Raw genomic sequence first — 13,249 nt, 5'->3', positions numbered from 1 at the left:
GGCAACGGAAGTGATATAATTCTACCATCAGAAAAGAGCGAAAACTCCTAGTTTATGGAGGGTTTGGAGACCAAACCCCTACGGCCTTGAATTCTACCGATACTACCGGATTTGATATAACTTCTAAATTCTGAATTCTAAATTCTAAATTCTGAATTCTAACTTCTAAACCTCTCTTTCGCCGACTCAAACGCCTCCTGCATCACTCCCTGAATTTTCTCCGGATCTGGCTTTTTCCCTCCCATCAAATCTCCAAAATAAACACAAGCACTTTCACCCAACGCCCAAGTATAAGTTGCTGCCCAAGAAGCAGCAATGGCGCTCCCAAACCCAGGCACAAATTTAATCAACTCTCGCCCCACTGCTTGAGCGACAAAACCCCCACCAATAGCACTAACAACCCCACCTGCTTGAGAAGGAGAAATTGTTTGCCCATACAAATTTCCCAATAAACCTACCATCGACACTTGCAACGCTGTCAAAACTGGCATTGTGGCAAAAGGTAGAGGTACTGCTGCCACCGTAGCTGCCATAATAGTAAATGATAAAATGTAACGCCTCCCAACATCTCGGTAAATATTGCCTAATTGTTTGGTTGCTTCTTCGTCTAATAATTGATAAATTGTTCGTGCCTCTGCTTCCGGTAGCAACTCTGCTAAACTATCTCTAAAAGCTTCTAAACCATAAAATACTGGGTTATAGCCATCCTCTTCCAAGGTGAAATCAAGCAAAACAGAGCTATTATACAATTTGCCAAAATCTGCCTCAATAGCAGCAAAAGGACGGTTAACTTCCTCAAATTCTGGAGGATATTCGGGATGATCGTCAGTGGGGTTAGGATAAACCTCATGCAAACAAGTTACTGCTAATAAACAAGGAATATTTGGATATTCCGCTCGCAACTGTTGTGCTACCTGTCGTAAAGTATCCGTAGCAAAATCATTAATTTTTACAGTCAAAATCAAAATTCTAGCCCGGTTGCTTTCCTGCTGCAACTCTCCCAAAAGTTCATTAATAATAACCGGAATTTCCTGTTTCACATCCCCCAACCCCACAGTATCCGTAAAAATTAACAATGGCAGATCGTCAGAAGGATAAGCATAACGTTGGGTGTGTTGAGTATGGGGGCGAAAACCTTGACCAATTATTTCTGGTGAAACTCCTGTTAAACCTCGTACTATGGAACTTTTACCTGTTTGCGGTTTACCAATTAATATTGCTTCAGTGGTAGGAAGCTCGGCGCGAACTTTTTCTAATATTTCGGCAACTTGAGCTTCATCCACAGTAAACCATTGCATTATTGTTTGTGCTGCCTTATCTACAGGGAAAAGCTTCATTAAACGGTTGCTGGTATCATGCCAAATTCCACCAAGACGATTTTGCCAAGAGTCTGTTTTTGACTCTGTTTTTACATCTTCAGTCGGTTGAGCTGACTGTTCAGAATTAGGTGTTGGGGATTTAACATCATTTGGTTCAGTCATTTCAGTTATCACTTATTATTAAAGCTTGTAGTATTGCTCTAGCCATAAGTAATACCATGTCCGGTTGAACACTGATAATTAAGATACTAAGAGAGTCAGGGAGTAGGAGAAAAATTAAAATATATCCTATCCAAACCAAATATTTTATTTATACCTAATTATCCGAACATGATATAAGATAGATAGGGCTTCAGCCCTACTACAACCAATATTAGACATCTCCAATAATAAAAAAGAAAATCAATTATCGGGCTAGATACATCAATTATTTCCCCCTACTACCTACTCCCTCTTTTCTAGAGATGTCTAATATTTACTCCTAAATATTGATACTTTGGGGAATATTCTCTGGGAGCATAAACTCGTAAGGCATCAAACGCTCAGGACTTTGATTCCTTTGATTAATAATAGTCGCTGCTGCATTCAAACTTTCTTTAAATTTGTTCAAAGCCAATTGTAATTCCTGATTTTCCGGGAAAGCAGATGCATAATAATTGCCTAGTTTCGTATGGTTAACTGAACCAAGTAAGTAAAGGGTATTAATTTGTTCTAGAGCTTGACTTAAGGAAGGTAGTCCCTGCATAAAACTTTCCCGATCTTCAGTGCTAGTCGGGGGCATCAGATAACGTGCTAAAGGAAATCCTGGGACATACATCATATAAGTTTTCTGGGAAAAATTAACTGCCGCGTGTTGCGCACTACCGATAAAAATAATCGTAGAGACCGCTTTAACTAAATAATCTCGGGTTTTAATTTGTCCCTGACTATCTTCTCCAAAATTTTCTACTCGTCCTCCGTCTAAGGAAACCAAAGTAGCTCCCCAATCTTGTAAGTCCTTATCCGCTACAATGACATCATCACTGGTATAGTAGATAGACAAATAATCATTAACCCAGTTATAAATAGCATCCCAAATTAATTGACCGTCATCTCTATAAGGATAGATAGGTAAAGTATCAGAATTATTCACTCCACGATCGACTAAGGTTTGGGGAAAATTAATAGCATTAAAATTAAATAAATAACTCTGAGAACCTTTTGCAGCCAAAGATTGATCGGCTCCGATATTGCTAGCTAAAAGTGAATCTACTGCTTCTCCAGGAGCAACTAAAAGAGAGTGGGCACCGTAATTAATCAAAACAGTTCCCTCGAAATGGGGAGTCAGCAGATTTCTCAAAGGATGATTTTCTGGCAAATTGTAGGTCGGTACAATAAAAGGTTCAACTACTAAATGAGTTCGACCTAAATGGGAAATCAATTCGTGATAATTAGAATCAGCCATTTGTACAATATTTTTGGCACTCATCCAAGGTTCATCAGCATCTAGTGGTGTAAACAACACCCACTCCTCACTAATAGTAGTCTTTTGATAGCTAATAGCTACTGGAAATAAGGAACGAGAAGAAGACCCCTGTGGAGGAACCGCAAACAAGGCAATTGGAGCCGAAATATACTTTTGTTGGACAAGATCCTCGTTGATGTAATTGCCGTTGGGTAGACTCTCTAGTATTTTATAATCAGAAGCATAAAGTCGTCCCTCTGCCAAAGCATTAGATAAAGAATCTGTTACTCCAAATTTTTCAGCGATCGCTTTATACTTTTCTTCAGTAACTGGTAAACGAGAATCCATTTGGGTAAATTGCTTTACTACCAGAGGATTTGGTCCAGCAACTTGTAAATAGGCAAAAATCAGGTCTTGGGTAAAACTATTAGAAATAGCAGGCTTTTCAATAACTTGGTACAACTTATTGTAATCATCAAGAGTAAGTGATTCTGATACCTCTACCTCTGTATTTTTTTCCTCAACTATTTCCGCTATTTTCGCAACGAACTTCACGATATTTTCTAGACGGTCAATAACAGACAACTCATCGAAAACAAGTGATTTTTCCCGTTTCTTACTTCCAAATAATTGACTAATTGTATTATCAATTTCTCGAAAATGTCCGTGTACGACTCCCTCAAATATACTTTCCTTCTCCTTCAGATCGGGGGAAATTTTTTGTAAAGTTGCTTCTAGTTTTTCAATTACAGCTTGAAGACTTTTTTGAGTTTTTGGTTGACTAATATCACTGTCAAGAGATTCTACCTCTTTAGTGAGTTCAGCCCAATCATTTTGATATAGGTCTAAAGAATTATCCTTTTTATAAAGATAGCCATTAACAACAATTGTAATGAGACAATATACCACCTTAACTATCCAGGTAATACTTGGAAAAGCCCCCTTTGGTAAATTGGGAAAAGAGATTCCTAAAGTATTTTCTATTAGCTTATTTTCAGGGACATCAGTAATTGCCAACGGCTGTAGATAACTATAGTTATATTTATAAGCTTTATCTGGAAACAAAAGCGCTTGACGTAAACGGAGCAAAAAGATAGCTAGTTTAATTGGGGATAGGGAACTTTTACGTTCAATAAGCATTTTTGACACCTCAGTTTTTATTGTTTATAGTTGCGTCAGATGGGACGAAAAATAACTTTAACCCAAAGTGAAGTTAATTCATCCTAATCAACTTTATTAGAGTTGTGGTAAGAAGTCAATACTCAGATATTGCACTATAGAAGCCCTAAGCGTATCTTGGGCTTTGTTGCGAGTTTTTGGCTCAGTCCTCAGTCCTCGTAGGGGCGTTTTCCTGACGGAATGCTNCGTACAGTCCTCAGGAGATTAAGAAATACTCAGAGGGGAAAAAGGTAGAATAAGCGGCTCCCATCTCCCCACCCGGACCACACGGACCATCCCCATCATGTATAAAAAAATAAATACCTTCAGGGGTCCTATACCTCTCCATAAAAGAGGGAACAGGGAATAGGCAGAAGTAATTAATAGTTTATGGATAAGAATTGATTTCATTTTTGATTTTTGGAGATGTCTACTAAAAAAAGTTGGTAATCCTTATTCTTAGAATATTCTCAGCAAAAACTTGTTTAGGACTACCAGTTTTTGACCTTAGTAATCCTTGTATAGGCGTTGGTAAATGATTGTATGATTTTTAGTAGTCGTAGGGGCGAATGGCCATTCGCCCCTACAGGAGTCAGTAGTTAACTAGCTATTAGCTTTTCCTTAGGTCATGCTGCGCTTGCCAGCATTTAGCTGGAGCGCTAAAATCCGAGGGTTTAAGTCCCCCACAAGAGCTTGAAAAATTAGTGGTGCCCTTTGCATGGGGGTCATAAGACACGGAGCGGCAACTCTAGAGTATCCCCCATTATACACAGTGAAAAGCTAATAGCTGACTGCTGACCGCTGAGTGCTACTTCAAAACAGTTTTTTTCCTTACTATTAATCTAATGCCCATACAAATTTCATACCTTATTTCACCAATACCTCCTTGTACAAATTGTATCGGTAGTATTTAGGTCGAGAATCTAATCTTACATGAANAGACACGGAGCGGCAACTCTAGAGTATCCCCCATTATACACAGTGAAAAGCTAATAGCTGACTGCTGACCGCTGAGTGCTACTTCAAAACAGTTTTTTTCCTTACTATTAATCTAATGCCCATACAAATTTCATACCTTATTTCACCAATACCTCCTTGTACAAATTGTATCGGTAGTATTTAGGTCGAGAATCTAATCTTACATGAAGCCAAGCTACTCCCCCACCTGCCGTACTAACCCAAAGTGGGTTATCTGAAATCTGTTGTTGCACAGTTTCTCCGACAATTCGCCACAATGTTTGTTTCTGCTTGTCAGGGACATTGCGAATAAAGACTGCTAAATGGGAATAAGCTGAAAACCCAGTTCCTCCAGGGGAAGCATTTGAATCTATTGGAGATGGAACCACAAGTATTGCATCTTTGCCTAAATTCTCAAATACCACAATTCCATTATTTACATCATCAGTTGCGAAATAATTCGCAAATGTCATTTTGTCTGGGTTGCGTGCCAACCCTGGAGAATTAAGCAGCACAAATTCAAATTGACGCTTGACAGTATCTTTTGTAATGGGAGGTGTCTCCCAGCGATATGCTGAAAAGGGCGACTCAGATAAAAGTGAGATAAAGAAGGAGCAGAAGTCTGAGTCAGACTGCCATAAATTTAAAACCTCAGTGTATGGTATCGGTTTACCATTGTAAGTAACTGTGTATTTATGAACACGACCTTCGTTCAGAATTTCATGGGTAGCATCAAACATTAGAGTAGGGAGTAGGGAGTAGGGAGTAGGGAGTAGGGTGCATTAGGCGCTTACTACAGACTACGGTTAACTGTCAAAAATTACATTGCGCCGTAATGCACCTAAACATTTGGGATAGGTGGTGCGTTATATCATGTCCGGATAATCAGTTATAAAAAAGTTTTTGTTTGTAGTTTTGCTCTAGCCCGAACTATAAATAGGGCTAGAGCAATTCTACGAACTATTCAACTGATTAAAGCACCCTACTGGAGTGTCAAACATTACATTGGGCCGTAACGCACCGAAACATTTAGGATAGGCGGTGCGTTACATTTCATTAACGCACCCTACTAGACTATTGGTCAGAAATTACTATTTACTGGACCAGAGATTACTTCTGACTTCTAACTACGCACCACCCCGTAACTTATCCAACACACTCCGGTCTTGCAAAGTCGAAGTATCCCCGGCAATTTCCTGACCTGCTGCTAGAGAACGCAACAAGCGTCGTATAATCTTACCAGAGCGAGTCTTTGGTAAATCCTCAGTAAACCGAATCTCAGCAGGTCGAGCGATCGCTCCTATCTCCTGTACAACGTGCTGCTTCAACTCCTTCTCTAAAGCTTCATCAGGTTCCCGTTCCCCTTCCAAAGTCACAAAAGCCACAATCTCTTCACCCTTAATCTCATCAGGTTTACCAACAACTGCAGCTTCTGCCACAGAAGGGTGAGACACCAATGCCGNACGGGAACCTGATGAAGCTTTAGAGCGAGTCTTTGGTAAATCCTCAGTAAACCGAATCTCAGCAGGTCGAGCGATCGCTCCTATCTCCTGTACAACGTGCTGCTTCAACTCCTTCTCTAAAGCTTCATCAGGTTCCCGTTCCCCTTCCAAAGTCACAAAAGCCACAATCTCTTCACCCTTAATCTCATCAGGTTTACCAACAACTGCAGCTTCTGCCACAGAAGGGTGAGACACCAATGCCGACTCAACTTCCATAGTACCCAAACGGTGACCAGACACATTCATCACATCATCAACACGACCCATCACCCAAAAATAACCATCCTCGTCTTTGCGGGCACCATCACCAGCAAAATAAAGATACTGACCATTCTTTGGACTCAGATACTCCCAATAAGTACGACGGAAGCGATCGTCATCACCATAGACAGTCCGCATCATTCCAGGCCAAGGTTGCTTAACCACCAAATAACCCCCACTGCTACCATCAACTGATTCACCTTCCTGGTTGACAATATCAGCAATAATGCCAGGGAAAGGGAAAGTTGCCGAACCTGGTTTAGTCGAAGTAGCACCAGGTAAAGGAGTAATCATAAATCCACCAGTTTCAGTTTGCCACCAAGTATCAACTATTGGACACTTACTGTCACCAATCACGCGATGGTACCACATCCAAGCTTCTGGGTTAATTGGTTCTCCTACTGTTCCTAACAAACGTAGAGAAGTTAGATTTCTGGAGTTGGGATGTTCTTCTCCCATTTTCATTAATGCTCGGATAGCAGTAGGAGCGGTGTAAAAGATAGTAACGCCATATTTTTCTACTACATCCNTCTGGGTTAATTGGTTCTCCTACTGTTCCTAACAAACGTAGAGAAGTTAGATTTCTGGAGTTGGGATGTTCTTCTCCCATTTTCATTAATGCTCGGATAGCAGTAGGAGCGGTGTAAAAGATAGTAACGCCATATTTTTCTACTACATCCCACAGACAACCAGGATTAGATGCTCTGGGTGCGCCTTCATACATGAGGCTAGTGGCACCGTTAGATAGAGGACCATAAACAATATAACTGTGACCTGTAATCCAACCTACGTCAGCAGTACACCAATATACATCCGTGTCTTGGAGGTCAAATGCCCATTTATTGGTAACGTGGGTGTAAAGATTATAACCGCCTGTAGTGTGTACCACTCCTTTGGGTTTGCCTGTTGTGCCACTTGTGTAAAGGATGAATAGCATATCTTCACTATCCATCGGTTCGGCTGGACATTCCCCAGAAGCACCTTTTTGCAGGTCATGCCACCAATGGTCTCGCCCAGACTCCATGTGAATTTCTTGGGCAGTACGTTTAACGACTAGGACATTTTCAACGGTAGGGGCACCTGCTGTTAGTGCCTTGTCTACTTGCTCTTTGAGAGGAACAATGGCATCTTTGCGCCAACCTCCATCAGCAGTGACGACTAATTTGGCCGAAGCATCCACCAGGCGGTTTTTTAAGGCATCAGCACTGAATCCACCAAAGACAACTGTATGGGGTGCGCCAATTCTGGCACAGGCTAACATGGCGATCGCTGCTTCAGGAATCATGGGCATATAAATACCGACGCGATCGCCTTTTTGGACTCCCAATTGTTTAAATACATTTGCCATCTGGCAAACTTCCCGATGCAGTTGGGCGTAGGTGAGGGTGCGAGAGTCTCCTGGTTCCCCTTCCCATATTAGGGCTGCTTTATTCCGTCGCCAAGTGGTTAGATGACGGTCTAGACAGTTATAGGAAATGTTAATTTTGCCATTAACAAACCATTTCGCAAAGGGTGGTTGCCAGTCGAGAACTTTGTCCCATTTTTGGAACCAGTCTAATTCTGTTTCAGCTAGTTCTGCCCAAAATCCTTCTGGGTCAGTTCTTGCTTTTTCGTAGAGTTCTTTGTATTGGTCTATACTTTTAATATGGGCTGCTTGGGAAAATTGTTCCGGTGGTTGGAAAAGACGTTTTTCTTCTAGGATTGATTCGATAGTTGATTCTGACATTTGTTTTCTGTATTTATAGTTACTACTAATAATTATTGTGAACCTAAAATAAACATAAGAATCTTTATTTTTTTTAAGCTAGCTTTAAGATTTATCAGGCTAATTTTGCCCTGTTTGTATACCACTTAAAGGTAAATTAGTCAATAGATTTTCATCTATAAATATTCTCTAGTAATTAATCCCTAATAATGACAATCAAACGCTACAATATAAGTTATGATATAAAACGTTTTTAAAGATTCAGTAAGATGGGTCTTATGCTAGGAGGGTGATTGCAAGCAAGAGAAATCGAGCCTAAGCTAAAACAACTTAGCCGTCTTGCCTGGTCAACCGAACCTGCGTTAGCCCAGAGGTTAGATGAAGTCAGGCGCTGGATTAAGGATATTAGACCAGGGTTACTGACGCAGAAAGGTGTCTTAGTTGGGTTTTTGTTAGAATTAATTAAGGATGGAGAATTTTGGTTAAAATTACAATCTTTAACAAATGAAGAAAGACAATTATTTTTGCAGCACCTTCCATCCCCAGTTATATACTGGTATGAAAATCTTTTTCCAAAATGGTTTAATGAAAATGATCATAAATTTTATATATGGAAACAAAAGTTAAGATCGGGAGAGTTTAATCAAGAAGATGCTGAACTAATAGAATCTGTCGCTCGTCAGATTAAAAGTCGTGATGGTTGTGTTGTACATCGTTATATTGCAGATTTGTCTATGGCAACAGATGTCATTGTGAGTAGTAGCACAGGTAAGCCTCTCTGTGTTCAACTCACTACTATGTCCGGTGAACTTTGTAACGATAAGTATAAAGAATGGAAAGATACGTTAAAGCAATGGCAAATTAGACGGGGTATTTTTGTTAGTTATAATCCCGGTCAGGATCGTTCTGTTATTAAATTAGTAAATCTTGTTCTGCATAATAGCAAACATTTAAAGGAGGCTAAATACATTAAATTTTGTTTTAGATAGGAATTCGATCGATTTCTATGAAATCTAGGACTTATAGATATCAATCAAGAAACCGGGTTGTTGACCCTGATTATTTGATCGTATACGAACTTTCGTCGAGAAACCTGGTTTCTGCCTAAGTTCTTAAATCTTGATTTGTGAATAAAACTATACATTTTAACAGTAGGCAGCATATATGGTAACAACTAGCACAACTCTGTCAGATAAAGAACGTTTAGAAAAAGTTTGGCAAGCTTTCCAAGCCGCCCAACAGTTACAAGAAGACCGACTAGCTTGGGGTATTAATCATGTCAACCTATATGTCGAAAATGTTGATGGAGATTGGCTGGAAAACTGGGGTGAAGAGGAGGAAGAAGAATTAACTGAAAAGTTAGCGATCAATTCATAAGGTAAAATTTAAGTCAAAAGTCAAAAATAAAAAGTCAAAAACCATAAAGAGACTGTGACCATGACTGAAGTCTAAATTAGCGTTTATTTAACGAAGTCAGAAGTCAGAAGTTTTTTTCTAACGGGGATGCGTAAGCAACCCTCAATTTCTCCTGAAAAGGCGGAGTTTTAGACCCAATTATTTTGATATGATAAACGATCGCCTTCATTATATTTAAGTACATACAGCGGATTTCATCTTAATGTAGTACATCCGCTGTAAATAGACATCCCCAATAACCAAAAATCAAATCAATTATTTCCACCTACTCCCTACTCCCTCTTTTCTGGAGATGTCTAATAGATACCAAATGGGTTATATAAACCGTTTTAGATATTAGATTGAGCTAAAAGTGCCTTATGATGTACTATGTCAATTGATATTATTCGTCTTTTATCCAAATCTGTTGGAACAATAGACTTGAAAATTAGAGACAAGAAAACGAAGATAAGAAACTAACATAAGGCTAACAAAATTAACATGAGACTTGATGAAGCAGTAGAATTTGCAGAAAATCCTGAACCTCGTTGCCCCTGTGTGCTATTGTTGGACACCTCCGCATCAATGACAGGCACACCTATTCAAGCTTTAAATGATGGCTTAGAAACTTTTCGAGATAATTTAATTACTGATGACTTAGCCAAAAAACGAGTAGAGGTTGCCATTATTTCCTTTGACAATCAAGTGAAAATTGTCCAAGAATTTATCACTGCTGACCAATTTGAAAACCCAGTATTGACTGCTCAAGGACAAACTTATATGGGCACTGCCATTCACAAAGCTCTAGATATGATTGCCANGGCTTAGAAACTTTTCGAGATAATTTAATTACTGATGACTTAGCCAAAAAACGAGTAGAGGTTGCCATTATTTCCTTTGACAATCAAGTGAAAATTGTCCAAGAATTTATCACTGCTGACCAATTTGAAAACCCAGTATTGACTGCTCAAGGACAAACTTATATGGGCACTGCCATTCACAAAGCTCTAGATATGATTGCCACCCGGAAGTCAGAATATCGGAATAATGGTATAACTTATTACCGACCTTGGGTATTTTTGATTACTGATGGGGAACCTCAAGGAGAATCAGAAAAAGTGGTCAAGGAAGCAGGCGATCGCATACAGCAAGAAGAAGATAACAAGCACGTTGCCTTTTTTGCGGTTGGTGTGGAAGGAGCAAATATGGATAAGTTGGGGGAAATAGTTCAGAGGACGCCCTTAAAACTGAGAGGACTTGATTTTCGGGAAATGTTTATCTGGTTATCTGCTAGTATGCAGCAAGTTTCCCATTCTAAAGTTGACGAACAAGTAGCACTACCTCCTCCTGGATGGGGAGCAGTTTAATGATGGAAGGAAGAAGGAAGAAGGAAGAAGTTATATAAACAAGAATTGCGCACCCAAACAAGAAACCGGGTTTATTGCCCTGATTATTTCAAATCACGAAATTTCCTTGATCAACCCTGTTTCTGCGTAAGTTCTAACAAATTAACACCTTAGCTATCAGCTTTTTTATTTGATCGGGACTTACGCAACATAACAAAATATACACCATCTGTAGGGGCGAATGGCATTCGCCCCAATACAAATAGCGTGTTGTTTAACAATTTGCGTAAGTCCTGTTGATTTTCTTCTTGCTGTCTTCTTTGAGNAACTTAGGACTTACGCAGAAACCGGGTTGATCGACGCAGTGACTTGAAAAATAATCAGGGCAATAAACCCGGTTTCTTGTTTGGGTGCGTAAGTCCTGTAATTATCAGTTTCAACGATAGTAACCAACTCACTCAAAGAAGACAGCAAGAAGAAAATCAACAGGACTTACGCAACATAACAAAATATACACCATCTGTAGGGGCGAATGGCATTCGCCCCAATACAAATAGCGTGTTGTTTAACAATTTGCGTAAGTCCTGTTGATTTTCTTCTTGCTGTCTTCTTTGAGTGAGTTGGTTACTATCGTTGAAACTGATAATTACAGGACTTACGCACCCAAACAAGAAACCGGGTTTATTACCCTGATTATTTTTCAAGTCACTGCGTCGATCAACCCGGTTTCTGCGTAAGTCCTAAGTTAGTGCAGTGAAGAAGGAAAAGTTAGTAAATTATTAGGTTATGTCAATAGAAGCACAAAGTCAGTGGCGAGTGGTGTCGGTATCGGTTGCAGGTACAAGTCATGAGAAACGAGGAAAACCATGTCAAGATGCACATCATTGGCAGATTTTGCCAGAGGGAATTTTAGTTGCTGCTGTTGCTGATGGTGCAGGTTCGGCAAATTTGGGAGATGTTGGTGCTAAAATAGCTGTTGATGTTGCAGTAGAAACTATTTCTCAACAAAAACTGTTGCCAAAAGATAATATTGGTTGGCAGTTTTTGTTGGTTGATGCTTTGAGGGCAGCGAAAAATGCTGTTTTGTCTGAGTCTCAGGTGAGAGAGGTTGAGGCGCGGGAGTTAGCTGCAACTTTGATTTTGGTAGTGGCAACACCAGAATTAGCTATTGCTGCTCAAGTGGGTGACGGTGCAGCGGTGGTGGGAGATGGAGAGGAGAATATTTTTCCAGTGACAGCACCCCAAACTGGAGAACATATTAATGAGACAACTTTTTTGATTTCGGAGCAAGGTGTGGAGACTGCTCAGGTCAAGGTCTGGTTAGGAAAACCTGTTCATTTGGCAATTTTTTCGGATGGGTTGCAAATGTTGGCTTTGAAAATGCCAATGGGGTTGCCTCATAGTCCGTTTTTTTTGCCGTTGTTTAAGTTTATGACGGTGGTTACTGATGAGGAAGAGGCAACTAAGCAGTTGGAGGAATTTTTGCGATCGCCAAAGGTGACAGGAAGAACTGATGATGATTTGACTTTGTTATTGGCACGGTATGGTTGAATTTAGAATTTAGAATTTAGAATTTATCGCAGTTTGGGACTCTATGAGAGAGTGTCCGCTCGTATCGGAGGGTGTAAACCCCAGGGTTAATAACTACAGGAAATTGGTAGTGCGTCAAGGAAGTTTGGGAAGTTTGGGAAGTTTGGGGAGGGTGGGAAGTAGGAGAAATAATTGTAGCTGTATCTTTTTGGGAAGTGTCTGCCTTTCGTGCAAACTTTTTAGTCTCAAAGGCTAAAAAATTTGCACTTTTTTCGCGACCATGTGGGCGCTCAACCGTTATATATCAGTGCTTTTAGATTATATTGGCCAGCTCTACGCGACTTATCCCACACTTTACTGATGCACAACCAGGAAATTTAAGTTTTTTCTGGCTCTTAAACCTTCTGTTGTAGGTAATTACAGCCTTCTTCCTTCTTCCTTACCAAAAAATGAAGTCCAAAGCCTCCCCTTGGATAGCAGGGCTGTTTCATTCTTGGTTAAGGTAGAGGGGGAGCGGGGGAGCAGGGAGCAGGGGAGAATTTTTCACCATTTACACGCTAATTTTCCCCAAAGAATATCGAGCAATAATTTTGGTGAAGAAATGGATTTTTCAGAAATTTCGTTGATTTGAC

The 13,249-nt window shown here is 40.0% G+C and carries 9 protein-coding genes and 3 pseudogenes; 6 read left to right on the top strand and 6 right to left on the bottom strand.

What is annotated here, in order from left to right; genetic code table 11:
• Positions 1-158 precede the first annotated feature (158 nt).
• The 6 genes and pseudogenes from AFK68_RS29910 to AFK68_RS29890 all read right to left on the bottom strand — a co-directional run.
• A complete protein-coding gene (locus AFK68_RS29910; protein WP_094677541.1) occupies positions 159-1,481 on the bottom strand; it encodes a YcjF family protein in 1,323 nt (440 codons plus the stop codon).
• 319 nt (positions 1,482-1,800) lie between these two features.
• Complete coding sequence (locus AFK68_RS29905) at positions 1,801-3,903, bottom strand: lipoxygenase family protein (RefSeq protein WP_094677539.1); 2,103 nt, start codon at positions 3,901-3,903, stop codon at positions 1,801-1,803.
• Between the two features lie 1,094 nt (positions 3,904-4,997).
• Positions 4,998-5,618 (bottom strand): hypothetical protein, encoded by a 621-nt coding sequence (locus AFK68_RS29900; RefSeq protein ID WP_094677537.1) that lies wholly within the window; start codon positions 5,616-5,618, stop codon positions 4,998-5,000.
• Between the two features lie 387 nt (positions 5,619-6,005).
• Positions 6,006-6,340: pseudogene (locus AFK68_RS35765) on the bottom strand (acetyl-coenzyme A synthetase); the annotation flags it as partial.
• A gap of 1 nt (position 6,341) precedes the next feature.
• Positions 6,342-7,170, bottom strand: a pseudogene (locus tag AFK68_RS29895) (AMP-binding protein); the annotation flags it as partial.
• A gap of 1 nt (position 7,171) precedes the next feature.
• Positions 7,172-8,367, bottom strand: a 1,196-nt coding sequence (locus AFK68_RS29890; RefSeq protein WP_143438430.1) for an AMP-binding protein, incomplete at its 3' end; no start/stop codon positions are given.
• A 272-nt stretch (positions 8,368-8,639) separates the two neighbouring features.
• Here AFK68_RS29890 and AFK68_RS29885 point away from each other — a divergent pair.
• From AFK68_RS29885 to AFK68_RS29865, 6 genes and pseudogenes are all read left to right on the top strand, one after another.
• Positions 8,640-9,335 (top strand): hypothetical protein, encoded by a 696-nt coding sequence (locus AFK68_RS29885; protein WP_094677535.1) that lies wholly within the window; start codon positions 8,640-8,642, stop codon positions 9,333-9,335.
• 175 nt (positions 9,336-9,510) lie between these two features.
• Positions 9,511-9,723 (top strand): hypothetical protein, encoded by a 213-nt coding sequence (locus tag AFK68_RS29880; RefSeq protein WP_094677533.1) that lies wholly within the window; start codon positions 9,511-9,513, stop codon positions 9,721-9,723.
• A gap of 519 nt (positions 9,724-10,242) precedes the next feature.
• Positions 10,243-10,561, top strand: a pseudogene (locus AFK68_RS29875) (VWA domain-containing protein); the annotation flags it as partial.
• Position 10,562: 1 nt separating this feature from the next.
• The coding region (locus AFK68_RS29870; RefSeq protein ID WP_094677553.1) for a VWA domain-containing protein at positions 10,563-11,108 on the top strand (546 nt) is incomplete at its 5' end.
• Positions 11,109-11,456: 348 nt separating this feature from the next.
• Positions 11,457-11,678 (top strand): hypothetical protein, encoded by a 222-nt coding sequence (locus tag AFK68_RS35760; protein ID WP_143438428.1) that lies wholly within the window; start codon positions 11,457-11,459, stop codon positions 11,676-11,678.
• Between the two features lie 195 nt (positions 11,679-11,873).
• Positions 11,874-12,638 carry a PP2C family serine/threonine-protein phosphatase gene (locus tag AFK68_RS29865; protein ID WP_094677531.1) on the top strand — a complete coding sequence of 255 codons (765 nt, stop codon included), beginning with the start codon at positions 11,874-11,876 and terminating at the stop codon, positions 12,636-12,638.
• The last annotated feature ends 611 nt before the right edge of the window (positions 12,639-13,249 follow it).

It is taken from the genome of Hydrocoleum sp. CS-953 (genome assembly GCF_002260545.1).
Taxonomy (GTDB): domain Bacteria; phylum Cyanobacteriota; class Cyanobacteriia; order Cyanobacteriales; family Microcoleaceae; genus Trichodesmium.
Note: the sequence above shows the minus strand (reverse complement) of the source record. Positions and strands in the feature narration are given on the sequence as shown.

Excerpts from the sequence above, each read along its gene's own strand:
- AFK68_RS29910 (WP_094677541.1), bottom strand. The coding sequence starts at position 1,481 with ATGACTGAACCAAATGATGTTAAATCCCCAACACCTAATTCTGAACAG.
- AFK68_RS29905 (WP_094677539.1), bottom strand. The coding sequence starts at position 3,903 with ATGCTTATTGAACGTAAAAGTTCCCTATCCCCAATTAAACTAGCTATC.
- AFK68_RS29900 (WP_094677537.1), bottom strand. The coding sequence starts at position 5,618 with ATGTTTGATGCTACCCATGAAATTCTGAACGAAGGTCGTGTTCATAAA.
- AFK68_RS29880 (WP_094677533.1), top strand. The coding sequence starts at position 9,511 with ATGGTAACAACTAGCACAACTCTGTCAGATAAAGAACGTTTAGAAAAA.
- AFK68_RS29865 (WP_094677531.1), top strand. The coding sequence starts at position 11,874 with ATGTCAATAGAAGCACAAAGTCAGTGGCGAGTGGTGTCGGTATCGGTT.